The sequence below is a fragment of the Streptomyces sp. NPDC029216 genome (assembly GCF_040648015.1).
GTDB lineage: Bacteria > Actinomycetota > Actinomycetes > Streptomycetales > Streptomycetaceae > Streptomyces.
In genome coordinates, this window is record NZ_JBEZWL010000045.1 from 16,924 (window position 1) to 43,323 (window position 26,400).

The 26,400-nt window shown below is 73.6% G+C and carries 18 protein-coding genes; 13 read left to right on the forward strand and 5 right to left on the reverse strand.

The features are described from left to right. Positions 1 to 186: 186 nt before the first annotated feature. On the forward strand, positions 187 to 1,818 hold the full coding sequence (locus AB0F18_RS18305; RefSeq protein ID WP_362061479.1) for an FAD-dependent monooxygenase: 1,632 nt from the start codon (positions 187 to 189) through the stop codon (positions 1,816 to 1,818). Between the two features lie 12 nt (positions 1,819 to 1,830). Here AB0F18_RS18305 and AB0F18_RS18310 read toward each other — a convergent pair whose 3' ends face one another. The 3 genes from AB0F18_RS18310 to AB0F18_RS18320 form a co-directional block, all read right to left on the reverse strand. Further along, positions 1,831 to 2,043 (reverse strand): acyl-CoA carboxylase epsilon subunit, encoded by a 213-nt coding sequence (locus AB0F18_RS18310; protein ID WP_362061482.1) that lies wholly within the window; start codon positions 2,041 to 2,043, stop codon positions 1,831 to 1,833. A 162-nt stretch (positions 2,044 to 2,205) separates the two neighbouring features. After that, entirely contained in the window at positions 2,206 to 4,047 is a 1,842-nt protein-coding gene (locus tag AB0F18_RS18315) for a galactose oxidase-like domain-containing protein (protein ID WP_362061485.1), read from the reverse strand. A 29-nt stretch (positions 4,048 to 4,076) separates the two neighbouring features. Then, positions 4,077 to 4,616, reverse strand: coding sequence for a hypothetical protein (locus AB0F18_RS18320; RefSeq protein WP_362061488.1), 540 nt, complete (start codon positions 4,614 to 4,616; stop codon positions 4,077 to 4,079). 288 nt (positions 4,617 to 4,904) lie between these two features. Here AB0F18_RS18320 and AB0F18_RS18325 point away from each other — a divergent pair, with 288 nt between their 5' ends. The 6 genes from AB0F18_RS18325 (at position 4,905) to AB0F18_RS18350 (ending at position 12,367) form a co-directional block, all read left to right on the forward strand. Continuing rightward, positions 4,905 to 7,142, forward strand: a complete 2,238-nt coding sequence (locus AB0F18_RS18325) for an ATP-binding domain-containing protein (RefSeq protein WP_362061562.1) — start codon at positions 4,905 to 4,907, stop codon at positions 7,140 to 7,142. An 83-nt stretch (positions 7,143 to 7,225) separates the two neighbouring features. After that, on the forward strand, positions 7,226 to 8,422 hold the full coding sequence (locus AB0F18_RS18330) for a cytochrome P450 (protein WP_362061491.1): 1,197 nt from the start codon (positions 7,226 to 7,228) through the stop codon (positions 8,420 to 8,422). Positions 8,423 to 8,533: 111 nt separating this feature from the next. After that, the gene (locus AB0F18_RS18335) at positions 8,534 to 9,799 is read left to right on the forward strand and encodes a VWA domain-containing protein (RefSeq protein ID WP_362061494.1); all 1,266 of its coding nucleotides are present in this window, start codon (positions 8,534 to 8,536) and stop codon (positions 9,797 to 9,799) included. Beyond that, on the forward strand, positions 9,799 to 10,599 hold the full coding sequence (locus tag AB0F18_RS18340) for a hypothetical protein (RefSeq protein ID WP_362061497.1): 801 nt from the start codon (positions 9,799 to 9,801) through the stop codon (positions 10,597 to 10,599). Before AB0F18_RS18335 ends, AB0F18_RS18340 begins: the two co-directional genes overlap by 1 nt. 130 nt (positions 10,600 to 10,729) lie before the next feature. Next, complete coding sequence (locus AB0F18_RS18345; RefSeq protein WP_362061500.1) at positions 10,730 to 11,653, forward strand: MurR/RpiR family transcriptional regulator; 924 nt, start codon at positions 10,730 to 10,732, stop codon at positions 11,651 to 11,653. A gap of 324 nt (positions 11,654 to 11,977) precedes the next feature. Then, a complete protein-coding gene (locus tag AB0F18_RS18350) occupies positions 11,978 to 12,367 on the forward strand; it encodes a hypothetical protein (RefSeq protein ID WP_362061503.1) in 390 nt (129 codons plus the stop codon). 19 nt (positions 12,368 to 12,386) lie between these two features. Here the strand turns inward: AB0F18_RS18350 and AB0F18_RS18355 are convergent, their stop codons facing one another. Together AB0F18_RS18355 and AB0F18_RS18360 are read right to left on the reverse strand one after the other, a co-directional pair. Further along, complete coding sequence (locus AB0F18_RS18355; protein WP_362061506.1) at positions 12,387 to 13,976, reverse strand: phospholipase D-like domain-containing protein; 1,590 nt, start codon at positions 13,974 to 13,976, stop codon at positions 12,387 to 12,389. Positions 13,977 to 14,212: 236 nt separating this feature from the next. After that, positions 14,213 to 17,188 (reverse strand): serine hydrolase, encoded by a 2,976-nt coding sequence (locus AB0F18_RS18360; RefSeq protein WP_362061509.1) that lies wholly within the window; start codon positions 17,186 to 17,188, stop codon positions 14,213 to 14,215. Between the two features lie 226 nt (positions 17,189 to 17,414). On the opposite strand from AB0F18_RS18360, the gene AB0F18_RS18365 reads away from it, so the two are divergent. The 6 genes from AB0F18_RS18365 to AB0F18_RS18390 all read left to right on the forward strand — a co-directional run bounded on the left by AB0F18_RS18365 (position 17,415) and on the right by AB0F18_RS18390 (position 26,400). Continuing rightward, positions 17,415 to 17,834, forward strand: coding sequence for a GntR family transcriptional regulator (locus tag AB0F18_RS18365; protein WP_362061512.1), 420 nt, complete (start codon positions 17,415 to 17,417; stop codon positions 17,832 to 17,834). After that, positions 17,831 to 18,808, forward strand: a complete 978-nt coding sequence (locus tag AB0F18_RS18370) for an ABC transporter ATP-binding protein (RefSeq protein ID WP_362061515.1) — start codon at positions 17,831 to 17,833, stop codon at positions 18,806 to 18,808. The genes AB0F18_RS18365 and AB0F18_RS18370 overlap by 4 nt, the downstream gene beginning before the upstream one ends. Next, the gene (locus AB0F18_RS18375; protein WP_362061518.1) at positions 18,805 to 19,758 is read left to right on the forward strand and encodes a transporter; all 954 of its coding nucleotides are present in this window, start codon (positions 18,805 to 18,807) and stop codon (positions 19,756 to 19,758) included. Before AB0F18_RS18370 ends, AB0F18_RS18375 begins: the two co-directional genes overlap by 4 nt. 256 nt (positions 19,759 to 20,014) lie before the next feature. Then, positions 20,015 to 23,266: a TIM-barrel domain-containing protein gene (locus AB0F18_RS18380; RefSeq protein ID WP_362061521.1), complete on the forward strand. Its 3,252-nt coding sequence runs from the start codon at positions 20,015 to 20,017 to the stop codon at positions 23,264 to 23,266. A gap of 92 nt (positions 23,267 to 23,358) precedes the next feature. Beyond that, positions 23,359 to 24,282 (forward strand): oxidoreductase, encoded by a 924-nt coding sequence (locus AB0F18_RS18385; protein WP_362061523.1) that lies wholly within the window; start codon positions 23,359 to 23,361, stop codon positions 24,280 to 24,282. A 66-nt stretch (positions 24,283 to 24,348) separates the two neighbouring features. Then, positions 24,349 to 26,400 carry a prolyl oligopeptidase family serine peptidase gene (locus AB0F18_RS18390; protein WP_362061526.1) on the forward strand — a complete coding sequence of 684 codons (2,052 nt, stop codon included), beginning with the start codon at positions 24,349 to 24,351 and terminating at the stop codon, positions 26,398 to 26,400.

The window sequence follows — 26,400 nt, forward strand, 5'->3', positions numbered from 1 at the left end:
ACGCGGGCGGTCCGGCCGAGAGGGGCCGCCGCTGTCGCTCATCGTCATCCGCCCGGGTACGGATCGCGACATCTCCGGATCAAGCGGGTGACAAGACGCGACTCGCCCGGGCAAGAAGGCTGATCGGGGGCATAAGCCGTCCACTGCCCCTCCACTGCCCCCACACGAAACAGGAGCCCGCATCCGATGGAAGAGCATGCCGATGTCCGCGTACCGGTCCTCGTCGTGGGCGGTTCCCTCGTGGGCCTCTCCACCTCGCTGTTCCTGAGCCGCCACGGCATCAGGCACATGGTGGTCGAGAAGCACGCCGGGACCTCCGTCCACCCGCGCGGACGGGGGATCAACGCCCGCACGATGGAACTGTTCCGGACGGCGCAGGTCGAACCCGCCATCCGCAAGGAGGCCTCCGCCCTGGAAGCCAACCAGGGCATCCTGCAGACGCAGGCGCTCATCGGCGGCGAGCACAAGTGGCTCATCAAGGCCGTCGACCCCTCCGGGGCGCTCGCCCGCTTCAGCCCCACCGGCTGGTGCCTGTGCAGCCAGAACAACATCGAGCCGGTACTGGCCGCGCAGAGCCGCGCCCAGGGCGCCGACGTGCGCTTCTCCACCGAGCTGATGAGCTTCGACCAGGACGCCGACGGGGTCAGCGCCCTGGTGAAGAACCGGGAGACCGGCGAGCACCTCACCGTCCGCGCCGACTACCTGATCGCCGCCGACGGCCCGCGCAGCCCCGTCCGCGAGTCCCTGGGCATCCGTCAGGCAGGCAGCGGCGAGCTGTTCCACAACGTCAGCATCGTCTTCCGCTCCGAGCGCCTCGCCGGGCTGCTGGGCGACATCCGCTTCATCGTCTGCTACCTGATGCGCCCGGGCGCCGACGGGGCCCTGCTGCCGGTGGACAACGAGACCCAGTGGGTCTTCCACGCCCCCTGGCACCCGGAGACCGGCGAGACGCTGGAGGACTTCACCGAGGAGCGCTGCATCGCCCAGATCCGCAACGCCATCGGGGTGCCCGACCTGGACGTGGAGATCGGCGGCAAGGCCCCCTGGCACGCCGCCGAGCGCGTCGCCCAGCAGTACCAGGTCGGCCGGGTGTTCGTCGTCGGCGACGCGGCGCACGAGATGTCCCCGACCGGCGCCTTCGGCTCCAACACCGGCATCCAGGACGCGCACAACCTGGCCTGGAAGATCGCCGCCGTGCTGAACGGCTCCGCCGGCCCCGCCCTGCTGCACACCTACGAGGACGAGCGGCTCCCCGTCGCCCGCGCCACCAGCGAGCGCGCCTCCGCCCGTTCGGCCGAGCACAGCCACCCCGGATACGTACCGCCCCCCACCATGGGCGGCGGCCCGGGCAGCGGGGTCCTCACCACGGCCATGGGCTACTGCTACCCGAAGGGCGCCGTCCTCGGCGGCGACCCCGGCCGGCCGATCATCCCCGAGACCATGCGCCTCAAGGGCGACGTCGGCACCCGCGCCCCGCACATGTGGCTGATGCGGGCGGGGCAGCGGATCTCCCTGCTCGACCTGTACGAGACCTCCTTCGTGCTGCTCAGCGCCCCGGGCACGCCCTGGAAGGAAGCGGCCGGGCACGTCGCGCGGGAGCTGGGCGCACAACTGGACGCCTACACCGTCGGCTCCGCCCCGGACGCCGACCTGGTCCAGCCGGACGGCGCCGACTGGGCGGAGCTCCACGAACTGCCGGCCGACGGCGCGGTCCTCGTCCGCCCGGACGGATTCGTCGCCTGGCGGGCGGAGGGCGCCGCGGCCGATCCGCGCGGATCCCTCATGGACGCGATGACACGGCTGCTGCGGCGCGCCTGACCGGCGTCCGGCTCAACGGCAGGCCCAGCACCCCGCCCAGCATCCGTGGCCACCGGGCCTCGGATGCTGGCGCCGGTGCGCCGCGGTGCGTCCCGGGGAGGCCGGGGGCCGGCCGGTCCGGCCCGCGAGGCAGGCGACCACCACGGCGACCGCGGCCAGCTCCTCGGGGCAGGCGGTGCCCCGGTGGACCCGGAGCAGGCTGGATATCGCGTCTTGGCTTTCCATCGTCACGGCCTCTCAGCAGGAGGTCTCCCCCTCGCCCGACCGGGCCGCCGGGCCGTCGGGCCCGGTGCTGACGACGCTACGGGGCCGTCCGTGGGCGTGTCGCGCCGGAAGGCGGTTGTCCACAGCCGTCCGGGCGACACGTCCGGCAAACCGCCCGGCACGCTAACGGTGGCCGAGCTTCACCCATTCGGCGGTGCTGGGCACCCCGCGCCCGTCCAGCAGGAAGAGCATGTAGTACCCGGGCGGGGCGTCCGCCGCGCTCGGCGGGGTGCGCAGGGTGAGCACGTCGCCCCGTACCGCGGTGACGGCGAGCTCCAGGTGCCGCTGGCTGGTGTTCACCGCGTGGGTGACCGTCGTCGGCGCCAGCAACACGGCCCGCCGGACGGCGGCTGCGGTCCGGCTGCGGACCTCGAAGACCGCGTCGTGGGCGAGTTCGCCCCCGGGCACCCGGTCCAGGGCGGGACGGGTACCGCCCTGGTGCAGGTATGCGGGTTCGTAGACCTCGATGCTGCCGTCCATCGCGTCCCGGATGTCTGGGTCGTTGGCGATCTGCTGGAGTTCGTCGCCGGTCACCATCACCCGGCCGTCCGGCATCACCAGGGCGTTGGAGTGGTAGCCGCGCGGCAGCCGCTGGGCCGGGCCGAGCCGCCAGTGGCCGCGGGCGTCGCGCAGCTCCGTGCGGCGGTACTTGAGGTCGGCCTGCGGGTTGAAGGGGCCGTGGCCGTAGTCGCGGGTGCTCAGGGCGCCGTTGACGGTGAGCAGGGTGGCGTCCGGCAGGATCAGGGTGTCGTCCTGGGTACGGCCGAAGGCCCGGGGTTCCTCGGTGGTCCACCGCCCGCCGGCCAGCCGGTAGGTGTTCGGGTCGTGCGGGTCGCCGCCCAGGACCAGGACCGAGTCCGGGCCGCGCAGGCCCGCCGGGAGCGGTACGGCCGACCCGTAGCCGCGGAAGTCCGCCGGGCGCCGGGGCAGATCGGTCCGGGTCTCCTTGACGGGGTCGAACCGCCACTGCTGGTCGGCGTCACGGCCCAGCCCGTAGACCATGCCGTCGCGCAGCGAGAACAGGTGCGGGTAGTCGTTGCGGAAGGGCGCGTCCGCCCGGAACCGCTCCACGGCCATGCCCGCCGGGATGTCGTACGTCCGCCAGGGCACCGGCAGGCCCTTCGCCGGGAAGCGCTCCACCACGGGCGTGGGGGTGCCCGTACCGTGCTCGGACTGGCCGGACACGATGATCTGGCGGCCGTCGGCCCCGGTGACCGCCGAGGGGTACCAGCGGCCCACGGACATGTCCCGGTTGCGGAACCAGGTCTCGGTCCACGGGTCGAACACGAAGGAGAGCTTCGCCCCGCTGCCGCCCTTGCCGCCGGCGTTGCCGCCGAACACCGCCAGCATCCCGTTGGGCAGGAAGGCGTGCCCGGCGCAGAAGAACGGGGCGGGGCGCGGGACGTACGTCCCGTCCGGCATCAGCACGGTCGGCGGCCGGACCTCCTTGAAGGCCCGCGCCCCGGTGCCCTTGGCCGGGTCCCACAGGAAGGCACGGCCCGCGTTGGCCCGGCCGATGCGGTCGGTGGGGCCGGTCTCCTTGGTGGGGTCGGTCTCGACCCGTTCGAAGGAGAAGAGCAGCACCTTGCCGGTGGGGAGCTGGGCGAGGTGGACGCCGAAGTCGGGGGAGGGGAAGAACTCCGCGAACCGTCCGTCCCGGGCGGGGACGGAGCCCTTGTTGGCCGCCGCCTGGGACTTCGTCAGCGCGGCCAGGCTCGCGGTGCGGGTCGCCTGCGGGTATTCGGCGGCGCTCGCGGCGGCGCCGCGCCGCTCGGCGTGGGCCCGGGCGTGGTCGGCGCCGATGAAGGCCGCCTCGCTGTCGGCGGCCTCGTGTCCCTGGTCGGGGTCGTGTGCGTGGGCCCGGGCCGCGGGTGCGCAGAGGAAGGCGTTCGCGGCCAGGGCCGCCGCCAGCGCGGCCGACAGGACGGCGGACGTGACGGCGGACCGGTGTGCTCTTCGGGACATGTGCGCCATGCTAAAAGATCAGGTGCATATCACCCCATATGACGCGTACCCCCTGACGCGTACGGGTGCCGGCGGCGGTACGAGAGGGTGACGGCCCCCAGCAGCGGACCCCAGGCGGCCAGCGGAAGGTAGACGAAGCCGACGAGGACGGCGCCCCGGGCCGTCATGTCCCCGTGGGGCAGCAGCCACCACAGGGTGAACGGCGTCCAGATCAGCGTCAGGGCCACGGCGCAGGCCCCGGCGGCGGCCACCACCCGGCGCGGCGCCGGCCGCCGCCCGCCCACCAGCGGCACCCACCGCGGGAGCACCTCTCCCCAGGGCCGGACCAGCCCCAGGGTCAGCAGCGCCAGCAGCTCGCTCGCCGCACTCAGCAGCACCACGTACACCCGGCCCCAGCCGGGTATCCCGGCCGCCGCGTACCCGGCCTCGGTGTAGCCGGCCAGGAACCCGGCGGCGAGGAACAGCCGCCAGATCCCGGAGGGCAGGGTCAGCAGGGCGGTGACGTGAGCGGCGCGTACGGCCCAGCGCGGTGCGGCCGGAACGCCCCGGCCGGAGTCGGGTGTGGTCATGCCCACCAGCCTGCCGGGCGGCCCCCGCCCCGGCGTCGCCCTGCGGAACGGCCCGCCGGACCGCCCCCGGCAGGAGCCCGGGCGCGCCGCCTCCCCCGTACGGGGGAGGGTCGGGTGAATACGAAAAAGCCCCGGACGAATTGACGTCCGAGGCCTGCGTCTGCGTATATTCGGTGATTCACGCCCAGACTCGAAAGAGGGCGTGACGAAGCGTTGCAGGGACATCGTATCGCGCAGGGAGCGAAATTGTCAAACAAGGAATTCCAGAGCGAGCAGCAATTCATCGACATGCTCTACGCGCGCCTCGAAGCCCTGCGGGACAAGGCCGAACGCGCCGTCAAGGGCGCCCTGGCCGAGAACGGCAACGGATTCCAAGCGCGGCTGGAACGCGATGTGATGGTCGCCGAGCAGTCCGGTCTGCTTTCCGCTCTGAACGCCGCCGAACACGGGCTGTGTTTCGGCCGCCTGGAGTTCTCCGACGGCCGTGACCACCACATCGGCCGCATCGGAATCAGACAGGACGACGCGGAACGCACCCCGCTCGTCCTCGACTGGCGCGCCGACGTCGCCCGCCCCTTCTACCTCGCCACCGGGCACGTCCCCATGGGCCTGCGCCGCCGGCGCCACATCACCACCCGGGGCCGCGAGGTCACCGCCCTGCACGACGAGATCCTCGACCTCGCCGACACCGAACGCACCGGCTACGAGGGCGCCGACGCGGACGCCGTGCTGCTCGCCGCCCTCGACGCCGCCCGCACCGGCCGCATGCACGACATCGTCCAGACCATCCAGGCCGAGCAGGACCGCGTCATCCGCTCGCCCCACCAGGGCGTCCTGGTCGTCGAGGGCGGCCCCGGCACCGGCAAGACCGCCGTCGCCCTGCACCGCGCCGCCTACCTCCTCTACGCCCAGCGCGAGCTGCTCGGCAAGCGCGGCGTGCTGATCGTCGGCCCCAACCCCGCGTTCCTCGGCTACATCGGCGAGGTCCTGCCCTCCCTCGGCGAGACCGGGGTGCTCCTGGCCGCGCCCGGCGACCTGTTCCCGGGCCTGCGCGCCACCGGGACCGACCGCCCCGGCGCCGCCGAGGTCAAGGGCCGTGCCGCCATGGCCGAGGTGCTGGCCAAGGCCGTGGCCGACCGGCAGACCCTGCCCGAGGGGGTGCCCGCCGACAGCGGCGAGGACAACGACGTCGTCCCCGAGCCCGCCCTGGACATCGACCACGACGACTACGGCACCCTCCTGCTGGACCGGACCATGGCCCACGCCGCCCGCGACCGGGCCCGCAGCACCGGTCTGCCCCACAACCTGGCCCGCCCCTACTTCGCGTTCTCCGTCATCGACGCCCTCACCGAGCAGCTCGCCGACCGGCTCGGCGCCGACCCCTACGGCGGCCCCAACCTGCTCGGCCCCGACGACGTCGCCCAGCTCGGCAAGGAGATCGCCACCAGCCCCGCCGTGCACGCCGCCATCGACGTCCTCTGGCCGCACCTGACCCCCCGGCAGCTGGTCTCCGAGTTCCTCGCCGACCCCACCCACCTCTCCGAGCAGGACGCGGAGCTGATCCGGCGACCAGCCGGCGACACGGACGCCTGGACGCCCGCCGACGTCCCGCTGCTCGACGAGGCCGCCGAACTCCTCGGCGTGGACGACAGCGCCGAGCGGGCCGCCGCCGAACGCGACCGGCTGGAGCGCGTCGCCTACGCCCAGGGCGTCCTCGACCTCTCCCTGGGCTCGGAGTCCTACGAGTTCGAGGACATGGACAAGGAGTACCTCGCCGCCCACGACGTCATCGACGCCGAGCGGATGGCCGAGCGGCACGAGGAGGCCGACCACCGCACCACCGCCGAACGCGCCGCCGCCGACCGGACCTGGGCCTTCGGGCACGTCATCGTCGACGAGGCGCAGGAACTGTCCGAGATGGCCTGGCGGCTGCTGATGCGCCGCTGCCCCACCCGCTCCATGACCCTCGTCGGCGACCCCGCGCAGACCGGCGACGAGGCGGGCTGCGGCTCCTGGAAGCGGATCCTCGACCCCTACGTGGGCGACCGCTGGGAACGGGTCCGGCTCGGCGTCAACTACCGTACTCCCGCCGAGATCATGGAGGTCGCCGCCGCCGTGCTGCGCTCCCACCGCCCCGGCTTCGAGCCGCCCCGCTCGGTGCGCTCCACCGGTGCGCGCCCCTGGGTGCGGGAGACCGCCGGCCTCGCGGAGGCCGTCGCGGAGGCCGTCCGCGACACCGCCCCCGCCGAAGGACGGCTCGCGGTGATCGCCCCGCGCCCCCTGCACCCCGAGCTGGCCGCCGCCCTGCCCGGCGTACGGGCGGGGGAGGAGCCCGACCTCACCCGCCCCGTCGTCCTCCTGGACCCGCGCCAGGCCAAGGGGCTGGAATTCGACACGGTGATCGTGGCCGAGCCGGCCGCTTTCCCGCCGAGCGACCTCTACGTCGCCCTCACCCGTGCCACCCAGCACCTGGGCGTCCTCCACACCGGCCGCCTCCCGGCCGGCCTCACGGGCCTCGCGGGCTGACCGTCGCGGACCGGCCACTCCCGGCGGGTGAGTGGCCGGATTCGCCTGGGCCCCGCGGGAGTTCGCCGTCGTACTGTGGCGAGATGCCTGTATCCGACATCGTCCACCTCAGCCCGGACTTCGACGCCGACCCCCACTCCTTCTTCGCGGAGCTGCGCGCGGCGGGGCCGGTGCACCGGATCATCGACCCGAACACCCGCCTGTCCGAGCCGTACTGGCTCGTCGTCGGCTACGACGAGGCCCGCGCGGCCCTGACCCACCCGGGGCTGCGGAAGGACTGGCGCGCCACCGACCTGTTCCCGGAGATCGAGCCCACCGCCGCCAACGCGAACATGCTCGAATCCGACCCGCCCCACCACACCCGGCTGCGCCGCCTGGTCGCCCGGGAGTTCACCGCCCGCCGGGTGGAGGCGATGCGGCCGCGCGTCCAGCAGATCACCGACGAACTGCTGGACGCGATGGCCGCCCGCCCCGAGCGGACGGCCGACCTCATCCGGGACCTGGCCTTCCCGCTGCCGATGACGGTCATCTGCGAACTCCTCGGCGTCCCCGACCTCGACCGCGAGCGCTTCCGGCAGTGGTCCAACGACGTCGTCGCCCCCAAGCCGGGCGCCCTGGACAACACCGCCCAGCAGCAGCTCAGCACCTACCTCGCGGAACTCGTCGCGGCCAAGGCCGAGACCCCGGGCGAGGACCTGCTCAGCGCCCTCATCCGCACCCGCGACGAGGACGGCGACTCGCTCTCCCCCGACGAGCTGATCGGCATGGCCTTCCTGCTGCTGGTCGCCGGGCACGAGACCACCGTCAACCTCATCTCCAACGGCGTACGGGCCCTGCTCGCGCACCCGGCCCAACTCGCCGACCTGCGCGCCGACTACGACGGCCTGCTGGGCGGGGCCGTGGAGGAGATGCTCCGCTACGACGGCCCCGTGCAGAACTCCACCTACCGCTACACCGCCGAGGACGTGGAGTTCGGCGGGGTGGTCATTCCGGCGGGCCAGGCCGTACTGGTCTCGCTGGCCGGCGCCGACCGCGACCCCGGACGCTTCCCCGAGCCCGACGTGTTCGACATCCGCCGCCCGTCGGGCGGCCACCTCGCCTTCGGGCACGGCCTGCACTTCTGCATCGGCGCCCCGCTCGCCCGGATGGAAGGCCGCATCGCCGTCCGCGGCCTGCTGGAACGCTTCCCGGAGCTGGAAGAGGACCCGGCCGGCGGCCCGCTGGAGTGGCTCCCGGGAGCCCTGATGCACGGGGTGAGCCGCCTGCCGGTGCGCTGGTAGCCCCTCCGTCCGCAACCCGCCCCGCCCCGGCCGCACCGGTCACCGGCGGGGCGGTCACCGGTCACCGAACACGGTTTGGACTGCCCGCCGGATCCTCAATACGATCCGGCGATGATCACAAGAAAACGGCTGGCGGCCGGGGCCTTCGGCCTGTTCGTCGCCTTGACCGCGGGGCTCTTCCCGCAGACCGCCGCCGCTGCCGACGGGCCGGCGAAGGAGCCGCCCAAGGTCGAGCTCGTGCTCGACGTCAGCGGCTCCATGCGCGCCAACGACATCGACGGACAGTCCCGCATGGCCGCGGCCAAGCAGGCCTTCAACGAGGTCCTGGACGCGGTACCCGACGAAGTCCGCCTGGGCATACGGACCCTGGGCGCCACCTATCCCGGCGAGGACAGGGCGCTCGGCTGCAAGGACACCAAGCAGCTCTACCCCGTCGGCACGGTCAACCGCACCGAGGCCAAGACCGCCGTCGCCACCCTCGCCCCCACCGGCTGGACCCCCATCGGCCCGGCCCTCCAGGCCGCCGCCCAGGACCTGGACGGGGGCAACGCCACCCGCAGGATCGTGCTCATCACCGACGGCGAGGACACCTGCGCCCCGCTCGACCCCTGCGAAGTGGCCCGCGACATCGCCGCCAAGGGCATCCACCTCGTCGTGGACACCCTCGGACTCGTCCCCGACGCCAAGACCCGCGCCCAGCTGACCTGCATCGCCGAGGCCACCGGAGGCACCTACACCTCCGTGGCCCACACCGCCGAACTCTCCGGCAGGGTCAGACAGCTCGTCGACCGGGCCGCCGACCCCGTCGCCACCCCGGTGGCCACCGAGGGCGCCAAGAGCTGCGAGGCCGCCCCGGCACTCAAGGCCGGCCTCTACAGCGACCGCGAGACCTTCGGCGAGCACCGCTGGTACAAGGTCGACGTCCGCCCCGGCCAGGAGCTGCGCGCCTCGGTGAGCATCGGCGCCGACCGGGCCGTCAACAACGACTACGGGATCCTGATGCGCGCGACCACCGCCCACGGGCGGGAGATCGTCCGCGGCGCGGAGGCGGGCGACGGCCGCACCGACGTGATCTCCACCGGCCTGCGCTACCCGAAGGCCGAAGCGGACGGCGACGAGGCCGACAAGCCCGAGACCATCTGCCTCCAGGTCAGCAACTCCTTCTCCGCCGGACCGGCCGTCAAGACCGCACCCGGTATGCCCGTCGAGCTGACCATCGACCTCGTCGACGGCCCCGACGACGGCTCCGACGTGGCCTCCTTCGGCCTCGGCCGCGGCTGGTGGCTGATCGGCCTGCTGGTGCTGACCGGCCTGCTGGCGGGTCTGGTCTGGGGCTGGATCTCGCGCTGGCGCATCTCCGTCTGGAGGACCAACTGATGCGTACCGTACGCACCCTGACCGCCGCCCTGCTCGCCGGTACCGCCCTGCTCGCCCCGGCGGCCGCCGCCGTCGCGGCCCCGAGCCCGGTCCCCAGCGCGGGCAAGGGCACCGGCAAGGACGGCGCCGCGCCCACCGAGGCCGGCACGGGCTTCCGTACCGCGGCCCTCTTCCGGCCCGGCCAGAAGGCCACCGCCTCGGCGTCCACCGGCGACTACCTCTACTGGGCGGTGCCCGCCGACACCGGCCAGCGGCTCACCGTACGGGCGACGGTGACCCTCCCGGAGTCCGCCGCCCGGCACGGCGCGCAGACCTGGCAGCTCGACGTGTACGACGGCCTGCGCCGCAGGCAGCCCTGCACGTACGGCAACCAGCACGTGGCGGCGGCCAAGGAGACCGCCGGCGTGGAGCTCTCCTGCACCCTGCGCACGGTCCGCTCCGGGGCGGAGACCTGGTCGAACGACCCGCTGCCGGGCAGCTACTACGTCCGCCTGACGGTCGTCGGCGTGCCCGAGGACGACCACGGCCTGCCCGTGAAGGCGCAGGTCGAGGCCGACGTGAAGGAGACGGGCGGGGCCGGGGCCGTGGACGCGGTCCTGGGGCAGCCGCTGGTGCCCGGCATCGAGGGCGCCTCGGAGCAGCAGCGCGAGGCGCGCGCACCGGAGGGCGGCTGGTCGGGCGGCTGGTGGTCCGACCGCTGGCTGTGGACCGCCGCGGGCGGGGTGCTCGGGGCCCTCGCCGGCCTCTACGGGTACTCCCTGACCAGGGGTTCGGGCCGCCCGCCCCGGCCGCAGGGCTGAACCGGCGCCGCACCGGTACCGGGTACCGGTGCGGCGCACCCGGGCGGTGCCGCGTACCGTGCCGGACGATCATCCGGCCACGGAGCGTGGGCTATGTTGGAGGGAGAGTGACGTGAGAAGGAGGCCGCCGGTGTCATCCGGGCAGCAGGCACGCGCGCAGGCGGCCGCGATCACGCCCAGCCAGAGCCCGCCGCAGGAGCAGGAGAAACCGCCGGCGGACCGGCTCCTCGCGCTCTTCGACGGCCACCGGCTCTCCCCGGGCCAGCGGCGGATCGCCCAGTACCTGATCGACCACCTCACCGAGGCCGCGTTCCTGTCCATCACCGAACTCGCGGAGCGGGTCGGGGTGAGCCAGCCCTCCGTGACCCGGTTCGCCGCCTCCCTCGGGTTCAGCGGCTATCCGGCCCTGCGCGAGATGCTCCAGCCGATAGCGCTGAGCGCGGTCGCCGGCGGAACCCCCGACACCCGGGAGCAGATCCGCCACAACGAGCTCCAGGCCGCCGTCGACGCCGAGATCGAGAACCTGGAGAACGTCCGCCGCCTCCTCGCCGACACCAACCAGGTGCTCGGCATCGGCCGCGAGCTGGCCCGCTCCGTCCCGCTGACCGTGCTGGGCCTGCGGATCTCCGTCTCCCTCGCCGAGTACTTCGCGTACGCGGCCCGCCGCATCCACCCCGACGTGCGCCTGGTGACCCGGGGCGGAAGCGTGGCCTACGACGCCCTGCTCCAGTCGCGGGCGGCGGGCGGCAGCTGGGTGCTGGCCTTCGCGATGCCCCGGCACGCCAACGAGACCCTGGCCGCGCTGCGGGCGGCCCGCAGCACCGGGCTGCGCGTGGTGCTGATCACCGATCCCACCGTGGGCCCGCTGGTGGAGGAGGCCGACGTGGTGCTGACCGCCGGAACCGGATCACGGCTGGTCTTCGACTCCTACGCGGCCCCCGGGATGCTCTCCGCGGCCCTGCTCCAGGCGATGGCCGACGCCGACCCCGAGCGCACCCAGGCCCGGCTCGAACAGTACGAGCAGGCCGCTGACCAGCACGGTTTCTTCCTCTAGGGGTGTATTCGCGCACTGTGCGCACCGGAGATATTCACAGCCAGCGGGTGCATGAAATTTTTCATACCCTTGATTACTCGACGGTATATATGTTTACTGGCGTGGCGCTCCGGATCCCTCAGACGCCAAGGCGGACGTTCCCCGCGTCCACCTCGAACGGACACCCAGTACGCCGATCCTCCTCACGGCGGGACCGGGTGTCGGGTCAGGGCCTACGGATCCCCCGGAGGAGCGCTCCTGGCGGCCTCGGTCAACCCCTGGGCCGAGGCCGCCCCCCTCAGCAGTCTCTCGATCAGAGTTCCACACCCCTCGGAAGTGACGAGAATGCCCCAGACGGCCACCCTCACGCGCAGCCCGGACTGGCCCCTGCAGGTCAAGGCCCCCGGCACGCACGACTGGGAACGCACCGCCACGCGCTGGCTGCGGGACCTCCTCCCGGCCCGCTACGGCAGCTACCTGACGCTGACCCGTCACCACGCCCTGCTCGCCCGGCACGTACAGCTCCAGCTCCAGCACGAGATGCGCGCGGTCCGCGTGGCCCTGCACACCAGCCGGGCCGAGCTGCCGACCATGGGCGTCGCCGAGTCGGTCATCGAGAACACCATCAGGATGTACGCCATCGAGCTGGAGCAGCTCGGCCGGCTCTCCCGGGGCGCACGCCTGGTCTCGGAGGCGCTGCTGCTCGCGGCCACCCCGGGCCAGCGCAGGCGCTGACCCGGGGAGTCCCACGCCGTCAGGCCTGGCAGAGTCCGCGCGTGTAGTCGTACGTCGCGGTCACCTGCGAGTACTTCCACTGCGGGGCCAGCAGCGAGTCCGCCACCTGGCGCGCGGCGGCCGGGCTCTCGACGACGTAGCCGAAGTCCTGGAGCCAGGACGGGTACAGGTTCTTCGAGCCGACGTAGAAGGCCGCGTCGTCCACCGAGACCAGCTTGTGGTGCTGGGCGTACGGCTTGCCGTCCGCCCACGTCGCCTTGTCCGAGGCGCGGAAGGTCGCCAGCTGGAGGTTCTGGCACATCGCGGCCTTCGACCTGCGCTCGTCACCGGTCAGCGCCGTCAGCCGCCCGCGCAGCGCGTTGCTCACCTCGTCCAGCGACTTGATCTGCGAGTAGCCGCCGCTGCCGACCGTGCCGCGGTTGGCCGGGTCGCTGACGACGATGCGCACCTTGACCCCGGCCGCCAGCTTCGCGGCGAGGGTGTCGTAGAGGCGGACGTCGTAGCGGGGCAGCGGCGGGCAGGTCGCGTGGACGTCCTGCTGCGAGATCTCGATGTGGCTGCTCGCGCTGGCGACCAGCGCGCGCAGGGCGCTCTCCTCCGGGTTGACCGTGTCGTAGTCCCGGTCGGCGTTGGTGTAGTCGTGCACTCCGACACCGCACTTGGTGTCGGAAGCCGTCGGCAGGACGGGGCTGAACGCCGAAGCGGGATCGTTCTGGCGGATGCCCACGCCGAGGCCGCCGACCGCCAGGGCCGGGACGTCCCCGCCGCCGCCGGCCGGAGCGGCGGGCCGGGGGAGGGTGGGCATGCAGCCCGCGTCGTTGGAGGCGGCGAACCAGACGCTGGACCAGCTGCTCTTGTTGCGGCAGGTCCAGTCCCACAGGGTGTCGAGGTAGCGGCCGGCCGAGCCCGCCGCCGGGCCGGACAGCGCCAGGTCGACGTCGTTCACCGGGTGCGCGGTGTCGAGGTAGTCGTCCTTCCAGCTGTTGATGCCGCCGGTGATCACCGTGCCGCCGTCGACCACCACCAGCTTCGAGTGGTTCCAGGAGAAGCCGGTCTTCGAGGTCGTCATCGACGCCACGTTGAGCGTCACGTTCGCGGCCGCCGGGCCCAGCTTGGCGATCAGCTCGTCACGGTAGGAGGACGGGATCACGTTGGCGTGGTAGACGGGCGCGGCGCCGACCAGGACGCGCACCTGGAGGCGGTTGCCCTGCCGCACGGACTCCTTCAGGCCGGCCACGATCGCGTCCTGGAAGGCCCCGTTGGGGAACGGTGCCAGCGTGGATATGTCCACGCTCTGCTTCGCCTTCGAGATGTCCTCGCGCATCTTGTCGAGCAGCCGGCGCGAACCGGGGCGGTCCGTGCAAGAGGGGTCGCCCCAGCAGCCGGGCGTCTGGAGCAGCCAGTCGGACCCGCCGGGGGCGGAGGCGCCGAGGCGGTTGCCCGAGGTGCGCTCCCAGACCGAGCCCTCAAGCCCGGGGGAGGCCTGGCGCACGGCCTGCTCGACGGCGTCGAGGTGCGGGGTGGGGGCGTCGGCGAAGGCCGGGGCGGCGGGGAGCAGGGCGAAGGAGAGCGCGAGCGAGAGGGCCGTCGTGCGGACGGTGCGTGCCAATGTGGTTCCTTGGGAAGGGGGGTGGCTCGGGCCGGCGGGCCCCGCGGGGAGCCACGTGCCGACCTTGATCAACTCGCGCAAGTTACCAGCCCGTAAGGTTCCGTTCATCCGGACTGGTCGGCTTCCGGCCACCGGCCGGGGCCACCGCTGACGTTCCGTCGGGCGGTCTCCGGCCACCCGGCGGGACCCGGGTGGCCGGATCCCGCCGGTGGGGCGCCTTCGGGGCGGGCGGCCCGTCAGGAGGTACGGGTCACCCGGGCGCCGAACGACGGCGCGCCGAGCCGGGTGCCGACCGCCACCGGGACGGTCTTGGCGCCGGCCCCGTCGCCCACCGTCAGCACGCCCACCTCGGTGCCCGCCGCGGCCTCGTGCGGTACGGACTTCCCGGGGGTCGTGCCGAGGGCCAGCCGCAGCCGCTGGCCCGGTACGCCGATCACCGAGAGGTCCTTGGTCGCGACGAGCGGGGTCCGGCCGCCGAACCCGTCGGAGACGTAGCCGACCGTCTGCCCCTTGTGGATCACGGGGGTGGCTGCGACCGCCTTGCGGACCGCCTCGATGACCTTGCCGCTGTTGTTCAGCACCAGGTCGAGGCTGTCGAGGGCGTCCTTGTCCGGCGGGGGAGCGTGCTGGTCCATCAGCGCGCCGAGGATCAGCGGGGTCTCACCGCCGACCTGCTTCTCCGCGGCCCACACCAGGGTGCCGCCGGCGGGGGTGCTGGACCCCGTCTTGATGCCCTGGTTGCCCAGGCCCTTGACCGTGAGCAGGGAATTGCTGTTCCTGATCGGATCGGACAGCCCCTCGATCCTGTCGACGGGCAGTTTCACGATCGCGCGGAACGTTTCGTCCCGCATCGCCGCCTCCGCGAGCTTGAGCTGGTCGACCGCGGTGCTGACGGTGCTGGAGTTCAGGCCGCTCGGGTCCGTGTACGTGGTGTCCCGCATCCCGAGTTCCTGCGCGGCGGCGTTCATCTTCGCGACGAAGGCCGCCTCGTTACCGCCGTCCCAACGGGCCAGCAGGCGGGCGATGTTGTTGGCGGACGGGAGCATCATCATCTTGAGCAGGTCCAGCTCGCTGAACTTCTTCCCGGCCGTCAGGTTCTGGATCCGCGACTCGTGTTCGGCCGTGCTCTCGGCGGCCGCCTGCGCGTCGATCTCGATCCGGGGACCCTGCTCGGCCGCGCGCAGCGGGTGGTTCTTGAGGATGACGTACGCCGTCATCACCTTCGCCACGCTGGCCGTCGGTACCGGCTTCTGCTCGCCGAAGGTGCCGATGTCGCCGGAGCCCGGGATACGGACGGCCGCCTGTCCCTTGGCCGGCCAGGGGAGGGTGGTCGTGCCGTCCAAGGTGACCGAGTCCTGGGCGGCGACGAGCTGCGGGGCGGGGAGGGGGCGCAGCATCTGGGCCCCCGCGACGGCGGCGCCGAGCAGCAGCACGATCGGGGTCCACACCTTGACGCGGCGCACGAGGGTGCGGCGCGGGGTCTCCGGCGGGGCAGCGGTGTTGGTCAGCTCGGCGAGCAGTTCCAGGGGCGGGCGGGGGGTCTCGCGGGTGGGTTCGAGGACCGCCGGCTCGGGGGCAGCTGCCGGTGCGGCCTCCGGCTTCGGCTTCGGCGTGGGCTTCGGCGTGGCCTTGGGCCCGGCCGCGTCGAGGTCCTTGAGCGCGACGAACTCGCTGGTGCGCTCGGGGTCGTGCGGCTGCGCTGCCGCGCGAGCGCCCGGTCCCTTCCGGGAGCCGGCGGGCTCGGCCGCCTCAGGTGCGTCGGCTTCGGCCGGGGCCTCGTCCGGGGACTCCGCGGCCGCCTGACGGCCGTCGGCTCCCTCGGGCTCGTCCCCGGCCGCGGGTATGCCGACCTGTTCGCCCTCCGCCCACGAGGGACGCCGGACCGCGGCTTCCCGGCCGTCGCCGGCCTCTTCCCGCCCGCCCCGCTCCCCACCGTCGGAGCGCGCCCCCGGGCCAGGCGACTGCGAAACGGCGGCACCCTTGGGCCCCGCCACGGCGTCGCCGTCCTCCGGCTCCTGACCCCGCTTCGCCCACGACGGGGACGGCGCGGGAGCGGGCTTGTCCGGGGTGGCGTCGTCTGGGGCGGCCTTGGTCGGGGCGGCTTCGTCCGGGGTGGCGTCGTCCGGAGCGGCCTTGTCCGGAGCGGCCTTGTCCGGGGCGGCCGTCCGGGGCGCGGCCCCGGTCTTCGGCGCACCGTCCTGCGCGGCGCGGGCTTCGCCATCCTCCGGTTCCTCGGCCTCCGACGCGCCTTCGGACGCGTGCGAGGCCTGCCGGTCGTCAGCCCGCACCTTTGCGGCGGCATTCGCCTCGTCCTGCCCGGACTCGTCCGTGCCCTCCGCGCCGGCGGCACCAGCCTCTACGGGCCCGCGCCCGCCCGGGGTTTCCTCGTCGGGGCTGTCGGCCTGCGGGACTTGGGGCTCCCCGTCCGTGGGGATGCGCCCGGCCGGGTCGGCGTCCGCGTCCGTGGGTTGGGGCGCGCCCGTGCCTTCCCTGCTGGGGGCGTCGGCCTGCGAGGCGCGGGATTCCTCCTCGGCGGGGGTGTGCCCGCCTGCGGTGACGTCCGCGTCCGCGGCTTCTGCGTCGGAGGTTTCGGTTTGCGCGCTTCGGGGCCCGTCGTCCGTGGGGGTGTGTCCGGCTGTGGCGGAACCGGCGTCTGCGGGTTCGGGCTTGCCCGGGGCATCCGCGTCAGAGGTGCCGGTCTGCGGGGTGCGGGGCTCCTCGTACGCAGAGGTGTGCCCCCCTGCGGTGGCTTCCGCGTCCACTGTCTCATCCGCGACTTCGGCGTCGGCCTCCACGGCGCGGGGTTCCCCGGCCGGCAGGGTGTCCCCTGCGGCAGCGTCCGCATCCGTGGGCTCGGGCTCGTCCGGGGTTTCCGCGTCGGGGGTGTCGGTCCGGGGGGTGCGGGGTTCCCCGTCCGGAGGGGTGTGGCCGGCTGCGGTGGTGTGCGCGGCAGCGGGGTCGGCTTCGTCCGAGGCTTCCGCGTCGGCCTCCGCCGGCAGGGTGCGCTCGCCCGCGGGGGTGTTCGCGCCGGCGCCGGGGGTCGGGCGGGCCGTGGTCGAGGGGTCCCGGGCCGGGGGCGTCGCCCTCGGGGTGTCGGCCGGGGTCGGCTGGTTCTCGGTGGCGGTGCCGGGACTCGACTCCGCCTCCGCGTCGGCCCGTTCCCGCCCGGCCAGGGCACCGGTTCCGCCGCCAGCCACCGTTTCCGCCTTCATCCGCGCCACCTTGCTCTTCGCACCCGGCTCCGCCGGTCTCGCCGTCACGTCCGCGCGGCCGCATCCGGCCCGCTTGATCACCTAGATGGCCACCCGGCCCCGCGCGTTCCCTCCTCGGTGCGCTGTGACCGTTCGGTCATACTCCGCCACCCCCGGTTTGACGATCACTCATCTCACTCTGCACTATTCCACTAACACGTTAGTGGAATAGTGCAGGAAGGGGAACATGGAGTTCCGCGTGGACCGGCGCAGCGGCGTCGCCACCTATCTGCAACTCGTCAACCAGGTCAAACAGGCCCTGCGCCTGGGCGTACTGGAGCCCGGCGACCGGCTGCCGACGGCCCGTGAGGTGGTCGCGGCCACCGCGATCAACCCCAACACCGTCCTCAAGGCCTACCGGGAACTGGAGCGCGAGGGCCTCGTCGAACCCCGCCCCGGCGCGGGCACGTTCGTGCGGCGCTCGCTCTCCAACCCCCAGACGGCGGCGGACTCGCCGCTGCGCACCGCCCTCGCCGCATGGATGACCCAGGCCCGCGACGCGGGCCTCGGCCGCGAGGACGTCACGGCGCTCATCGCGGCCGTCGTGGACGAAAGCTTCAACCCCTCCGGGCCCCGGCCCGGACCGTCGAGAGAGGACACGGCGTGAGCGATCCGCACCATGCGCCGGACCACATACCGGGACGGGCGCCGGACCGCGCCCCGGCCCTGAGCGCGGCCCGGCTCGGACGGGAGTTCCCGGGCGGGCCGGCCCTGCGGGACTGCGACATCGAACTGCCCGCCGGCCGCGTCACCGCACTGGTCGGCCCCAACGGCGCCGGCAAGAGCACCCTGCTCCAGCTCGCGGCCGGCCTGCTGCGCCCCACCGCCGGGGAGATACGGGTCCTCGGCCACGCCCCCGGCACCGCCGAGGCCCGCCGCCGCACCGCCTTCCTGGCCCAGGAGAAGCCCCTGCACGCCCGCTTCACCGTCGCCGAAACCCTCCGCCTCGGCGCGGAGCTGAACCCCCGCCAGTGGGACCGTGCGGCCGCCGAACACCTCGTACGCGCCGGGGACATCCCCTTCGACGCGCGCATCGGCTCCCTCTCCGGCGGCAGCCGGACCCGGGTCGCCCTGGCCCTCGTCCTCGGCAAGCGCGCCGACCTGCTCCTCCTCGACGAGCCGCTCGCCGACCTCGACCCGCTCGCCCGCCACGAGGTCATGGGCCTGCTGATGGCCGAGGCCGCCGAGCGCGGTACCGGCATCGTGATGTCCTCGCACGTGCTCGCCGAACTGGAGGACGTCTGCGACCACGTCCTCCTCCTCCAGGGCGGAGTCGTCCGCCTGGCCGGCGACGTCCAGGAACTGTGCGAGGCGCACACCCGGCTCACCGGCCGCGCCGACCCCCTGGAACGCGACGGCCTGCCCCGCGAGTTCGACCGCGGAACCGTCGTGCACGCCGCCGTCGGCGGCCGGCAGGTCTCCGTCCTCGTCCGCAACGACCCCGCGGCCCCGGCCGGCCCCGCCGCCGACGACCGCTGGATCGCCGAAACCCCCTCCCTGGAAACCCTGTTGCTCGCACATCTCCGCGCCCCGAAGTCCGACGCCCCAGCCCCCGCCCCCGGGAAGGAGGCCGCCGCGTGAAGGGCGTGCTCTGGCTGGCCTGGCGCCAGCAGCGGCTGCTGATCCTCACCGCCGCCGCCCTGCTGGCGGCCTGCGCGGGCTGGGTGGCGTACCGGCGCTCCGAGATGACGAGGCTGATCGACCAGTACGGCTGGACCCCCTGCCCCGGCTGGGACGGCGGCTGCGAGAGCCTCGCCACCTTCCAGATCCTGGAAGGGAACACCACCGCGATCCGCGTCCTCGGCACCGCCGGCCTCCTCCTGCCCGTCGTCATCGGCGTGTTCTGGGGAGCCCCGCTCATCGGCCGCGAACTGGAGACCGGCACCTTCAAGCTGGCCCTCACCCAGGGCGTCGGCCCCCGCCGCTGGTTCGCGGCCCGCTTCGGCCTCGCCGCGCTCTGCGCCGTACTCGCCTCGGCCGTCGTCGCCGCCCTCGTCGCCTGGTGGTGGCTGCCCGTCGCCAACACCCTCGACGGCCTGTACTGGCACGACGCCCCCGTCTACAACGCCACCGGCCCCGCCCCCGTGGCCTGCGCCCTGTTCGGCCTCGCCGCCGGAACGCTGGCGGGCCTGCTGGTGCCGCGGGTCCTCCCCGCGATGGGCGCGGCGCTCGCGGCGGTCGGCACGGCCCTGATGCTCACGCGGTACTTCCGCACGAGCTGGATCGACCCGGACACGAGGATCACCCCCGGCATGACCCCCAAGCGGGCGGTCGGCAGCGCCTGGTCCACGGGGCAGTTCGGATACCTCACGCCCGACGGCCGCGAGCACTCCATCGATACCGTCTGCCAGAACTCCGGCGAGGAACTCCGCCGGTGCATGGCGGAACACGGGTTCGTCGCCCGCTACCACAAGGTCTATCCCAGCGGCGACTTCTGGACCTTCCAGTGGATCGACACCGCCCTCTACCTCGGGGCCGCGGCCGCACTCGTGGCCCTGACCCTGCTCGTCCTGCGCCGCCGTACCGCCTGACCTCCGCACGGACCGCGCGCCGCAGGCACCGTACGAACGGACCAGCACCCCGGCTGACGGCGCCGGGGGCCCTGGCCGGGAGGCCGCCGACGTCGCTTCCCGGCCAGGACGCCCACCGCACACCCAGGCTGCTCAAAACTGCGCGCTACAGGACTACTTCGAGCAAGTTCCTTCAAGAACTCCGCCGGGGTCGCTATCTTTCCGGGTGCATGCCACATCGGTTGTCCGCAACCCGGACCGCACGAGGAGCTGCCCGATGAGTCAGACGCGTCCGCCGAGCACGACGAGACAGACCACGAGGCACGACCACCCCCGCGCCCGGCACGACCTCCCCCCACACCCCCGGACCCGCAGCCGTCTCGCGGCCCTGCTCGCCGGCGTCCTCACCGTCGCCGGCCTCGCGGCCGCCGGACCGGCCACGGCCCGCGCGGCCACCGCCCCGGCGGCGCCGGCCTCCACCGCCGGCTCGGTCACCGCCCTGTCCCAGTCGGGCGGCACCTTCACCGTGAACACCACCAGCGGCGCCAAGGCCCGGGTGACGGTCGCCCGCGCCGACATCTTCCGCCTCTGGCTGTCCCCGGACGGCTCCTTCACCGACGACCCGGCCGGCTCCGACCTCGCCCCCACCACCGACTTCGGCCCCGTGGCCGCGAGTTACGCCGACGCCGGCACGTACTACCGGATCACCACCGGCTCCCTCTCCATCCACGTCAACAAGTCGCCCCTGATGTTCTCCGTCTACCGGGCCGACGACTCCACCCCCGTCTGGCAGGAGACCCAGCCCACCAAGTGGGGCGGCGGCAAGACCACCCAGACCCTCGCCCGGGGCGCCGACGAGCAGTTCTACGGCACCGGCCTGCGCCTCGGCGAATGGGCCCTGCGCGACAAGACCGTCCCCGTCGCCGTCGACAACAAGTGGCGCGAGAACGACAACGCCAGCCCCGCCCCCTTCTACATGTCCACGAACGACTACGGCGTCATGCGCAACACCTGGGCCCCGGGGTCGTACGCCTTCAACGCCCCCACCACCCTCACCCACGACGAGAACCGGTTCGACGCCTGGTACTTCACCGGCGGCTCCCTCAAATCCGTCCTCGACGCCTACACCGACGTCAGCGGCAAACCCTTCATGGCACCGCTGTGGGGCCTCGAACTCGGCAACGCCGACTGCTTCAACGCCTCCAACCCCGCCTACCAGGGCGACCACGACCGCCTCCGCCACCAGACCACCCCCGACGTGGCCGGCTATGCCGCCGACGCCCGCGCCGCCGACATGCCCTCGGGCTGGTTCCTGCCCAACGACGGCTACGGCTGCGGCTACACCGCGCCCCTCAAGTCCACCGTCGACGCCCTGAAGGCCAAGGGCTTCCAGACCGGCCTGTGGACCTCCACCGGCCTCGGCTCCATCGCCGACGAGGTGGGCACGGCGGGCACCCGCGGGGTCAAGACCGACGTGGCCTGGATCGGCGGCGGCTACAAGTCCGCCTTCCAGGGCGTCCAGCAGGCGGTCGACGGCATCGAGAAGAACTCCGACGCCCGCCGCTACGTCTGGACCGTCGACGGCTGGGCCGGCACCCAGCGCAACGCCGTCGTCTGGACCGGCGACACCTACGGCACCTGGGACGACATGCGCTGGCACGTCCCCGCCATCGCCGGCGCCGGCCTGTCCGGCCTCAACTACGCCTCCGGCGACGTCGACGGCATCTTCGGCGGCAGCCCCAAGACGTACGCCCGCGACCTCCAGTGGAAGGCCTTCACCCCCGCCTTCATGACCATGTCGGGCTGGGGAGCGACCAACCCGTCGGCCGGCTACCAGGACAAGCAGCCCTGGCGGTTCGCGGAACCGTACCTCTCCATCAACCGCAAGTACCTCCAGCTCAAGATGCGGCTGATGCCCTACCTGTACACGATGAGCCGCGTCGCCCACGACACCGGCGTCCCCAGCACCCGCGCCATGGTCCTGGAGTACCCGGACGACCCGGTGGCCCGCGGCAACCTCACCAGCGGCCAGTTCATGGCCGGGGACTCCTTCCTCGTCGCACCCGTCGTCTCCGACACCTCCGTCCGCGACGGCATCTACCTGCCCGCCGGGACCTGGACGGACTACTGGACGGGCAGGACGTACGCCGGCCCCGGCTGGCTGAACGGCTACCAGGCCCCCCTCGACACCCTCCCCCTCTTCGTCAAGGGCGGCGCCGTCGTCCCCATGTGGCCGCAGATGAACTACAGCGGCGAGAAGCCCCTCTCCACCCTGACCTACGACATCCACCCGCGCGGCGCCTCCTCCTTCGACCTGTACGAGGACGACGGCCGCACCCGCGCCTACGCCTCCGGCGCCTACGCCCGCCAGCACGTCGACGTCACCGCACCGGCGAGCGGCTCCGGGACGGTCACCGTCTCCGTCGGAGCCCCCACCGGCAGCTACGCCGGACAGCAGGCCGCGCGCGGCTACGAGCTGACCCTCCACGTGGCCGGCGCCCCCACCGCCCTCACCCTGGACGGCACGGCGCTGACCCGCCTCGCGAGCAAGGCCGCCTACGACTCCGCCGCCACCGGCTGGTTCTTCGACCCGGCCGACCGGGGCGGCGTCCTCTGGGTCAAGACCGGTACGAAGACGGCCGCCTTCACCGTCACCGCCACCGGCACGGCCGTTCCCACGGCCGACCCGGTCCCGGCCACCTCGTCCCCCATCCCCTCCTCGGCCTGGACCCTCCTCTGGGCCGACAGCCAGGAGACGGCGGCCGAGAACGGGGCCGCCGTCAACGCCTTCGACGGCAACCCCGCCACCATCTGGCACACCGCCTGGTCCTCCAACAAGCCGGCCGCCCTGCCGCACGAGATACAGATCGACCTCGGCGCCCGCTACACCGTCGACGGCCTCGGCTACCTGCCGCGCCAGGACGGCGGCGTCAACGGCCGGATCGGGAACTACGAGGTCTACGTCTCCGACACCACCGCCGACTGGGGCACCCCGGCCGCCACCGGCACCTTCGCCGACACCGCCGCCGCCAAGTCCGTCACCCTGGCGCCCCGCACGGGCCGCTACCTGCGCCTACGAGCCCTGACCGAGGCCGGCGGCCGCGGCCCCTGGACCAGCGCCGCGGAGATCACCCTCACAGGCCGCGCCACCCCCCTCCCCGCCGACACCACCCTCGTCAACGCGGCCTCGTCGACCTGCCTCGACCTTCCGCACAGCGCCACCGCCCCGGGCACCGCGCCCACCCTGTACACCTGCCACGGCGGCCCCAACCAGCGCTGGACCCTCCGGAGCGACGGCCACCTCACCGGCCTGAACGGTGTCTGCCTGGACGCCGCCGGCCCGGCGGGCATCACCGTCCAGCCCTGCGCCACCACCCCCGCCCAGACCTGGCAGCGCGCCGCCGACGGCACCCTCCGCACGTCCGGCCAGTGCCTCACCCCGGCCGGGGGCGGCACCGCCAACGGCACGACCCTCACCCGCGCCCCGTGCACGACCGCCCCCACCCAACGCTGGACCTTCACCCCCTGACCCCCGCGCCTCACACGCCGGCCGGCCCGGAGCGTGATCTCCCGCCCAAAATGCCCTGGTGCGGAGCCCGTCGGGCGGGAGATCATCTCCGGATGACCACAGAAACGATCACCGCAGCCGCCTCCGGCACCTGGACCCTCGGAGACATGGAGGTCAACCGCATCGGCTTCGGCGCGATGCGCGTCCCCCAGGACGGCCCGGCCCTCGAGGCCGGCGCCGTGCCCAGCGACCGCGCCCGGGCCGTGGCCGTGCTGCGCCGGGCCGTCGAGCTCGGTGTCAACCACATCGACACCGCCGACTTCTACTTCTCCCCGCTGCGCTCCGCCAACGAGCTGATCAACAGCGCCCTCGGCGGCCCCTACCCGGAGGACCTGGTCATCGCCACCAAGGTCGGCCCCCGCCGCGACCCCTCGGGGGAGTGGGCCGACCACGCCCGTACGGCGCGCGAGCTGCGCGGCCAGGTCGAGCAGAACCTGCGCCAGCTCGGCCGCGACCACCTCGACCTGGTGAACCTGCGCGTCCTCGGCACCGACTCCGTCGCCCACCGCTTCGGCGCCCTCGCCGAACTCCGCGACGCGGGCCTCATCCGCCACCTCGGCGTCTCCAACGTCACCGCCGAGCAGCTCGCGCAGGCCCGGGCCATCGCGCCCGTCGTCTGCGTGCAGAACATGTACGGCATCGGCGTGCGCCCCGACCAGGACGCGTTCGTCCGCTTCTGCGGCGAACAGGGCATCGCCTTCGTGCCCTTCTACTCCATCGCCGCCACCGGCCGCGAACAGGGCGCGAGCGGTGCCGAGAGCGAGGAACTGCTGGCCGTCGCCCGCGCCCACGGGGCGAGCCCCGCTCAGGTCCGCCTCGCCTGGACCCTGCACCGGGGACCCCACGTGCTGGCCATCCCCGGCACCGGCAACCCCGCCCACCTCGACGCCAACGTGGCCGCCGGCGCGCTGCGCCTCACCGAGGACGACCTCGCCCGCCTGGACGCCCTCCACCACCTCGCGGCCGACAGAACCTAGACCCCCCGGGGCCCGCTCCCGGGAGGAGGACCGCCCTCCCCGCCCGCGTCCGGCACAATCGGCGGAATGAGCGATGAAGCCCCCCGCCCGGCCGACCACGACGACGACCCCTACCTCTGGCTGGAGGACGTCACCGGCGAGGCCGCCCTCTCCTGGGTACGGGAGCGCAACGCGGAGACCGTCGCCGCGCTGACCGCAGACCCCGCCTTCAAGGTCCTGGAGCGCGAGGTCCGCGAGGTCCTCGACGACGACGGCCGCATCCCCTACGTCGTCCGGCGCGGCCGCCACCTGTACAACTTCTGGCAGGACGCCGACCGTCTGCGCGGCATCTGGCGCCGGACCACCCTGGAGCAGTACCGCACCGAGCGGCCGGACTGGGAGACCGTCCTCGACCTGGACGCGCTGGCCGAGGCCGAGGGCGAGAAGTGGGCCTGGGCCGGCAGCAGCGTCCTGGCCCCCGGCCACCGCCACGCCCTCGTCATGTTGTCGCGGGACGGCGCCGACGCCTGCGTGGTGCGCGAGTTCGACCTGGAGACCCTGGAGTTCGTCGAGGACGGCTTCACCGTCGACGAGGCCAAGACCCGGGTCGGCTGGATCGACCGCGACCGCCTCTGGATCGGCACCGACTTCGGCCCCGGCTCCATGTCCCCCTCCGGCTACCCCCTCCAGGTCCGCCGCTGGCGCCGCGGCACCCCCCTGCACGAGGCCGAAACCGTCTTCGAGGGCCGGCCCGCCGACCTCTCCGCCTCCGGCTGGCGCGACCACACCCCCGGCTTCGAACGGGACTTCGCCTGCCGGAGCATCGACTTCTGGAACCAGGAGCTGTTCCTCCTCCCCGAGGACCCCGCCGCCCCGCCGGAGAAGATCGACGTACCGGACGACGCCGTCACCGGCGTCCACCGCGAGTGGCTGCTCGTCAACCCCCGCTCGCCCTGGCTCGGACACCCCGCCGGCAGCCTCCTCGCCTTCGGCTTCGACGCCTACCGCGCGGGGGAGCGGACCCCGCAGGTGCTGTTCACCCCGGACGAGCGCACCGCCCTCGCCGGATACGACTGGACCCGCAACCACCTCGTCCTGCGCACCCGCGCCGACGTCTCCTCCCGCCTGGAGCTCCTCACCCCCGGCCCGGACGGCTGGACCCGCGCACCCCTGGCCGGCGTACCGCCCCTGTCGACGGCCACGGTGACCTGCACCGACCCCGACGAGAGCGACGAGTACCTCCTCGACGTCACCGGCCACCTCCAGCCCTCCACCCTCTACCGGGGCGAGGCCGGCAGCGACGGCGGCGAGATCCTCAAGCAGGCCCCCGCCCTCTTCGACACCGCCGGGCTCACCGTGAGCCAGTACTTCGCCGCCTCGCCCGACGGCACGCGCGTGCCCTACTTCGTCATCGGCCCCGAGGACCGCCCCGGCCCCGGCCCCGCGCTGCTCTACGGCTACGGCGGCTTCGAAATCTCCATGGTCCCCCACTACAGCGCGGTCACCGGCCGGGCCTGGCTCGGGCGCGGCGGTACGTACGTCGTCGCCGGCATCCGCGGCGGCCGCGAGTACGGGCCCGCCTGGCACCAGGCCGCCCTCGGCGCGAACCGCGTCCGGGCCTACGAGGACTTCGCCGCCGTGGCCCGGGACCTCACCGCCCGCGGCATCACCACCCCGGCCCAGCTCGGCATCGAGGGCGGCAGCAACGGCGGCCTCCTGATGGGCGCGATGCTCACCCGCGAACCCGAACTGTTCGGCGCGGTCGTCGCCCACGTACCGCTCCTCGACATGCTCCGCTTCCACAAGCTCCTCGCCGGAGCCAGCTGGACCGCCGAGTACGGGGACCCCGACGACCCCGCGGACCGGCCCCACCTCGAAGCCATCTCCCCGTACCACCGGATCCGCGCCGACGGCCCCCCGTACCCGCCGCTGCTCCTGCTCACCTCCACCCGCGACGACCGCGTCCACCCCGGGCACGCCCGCAAGATGGCCGCCCGGCTGCGGGAGGCGGGCCACCCCGTCCTCTTCCACGAACACCTCGGCGGCGGCCACTCCGGAGCCACCGACCACCAGCAGACCGCCTTCAACGAGGCGCTCGTGCACACCTTCCTGTGGGAGCGCCTGACCCCGCCGAGGTGA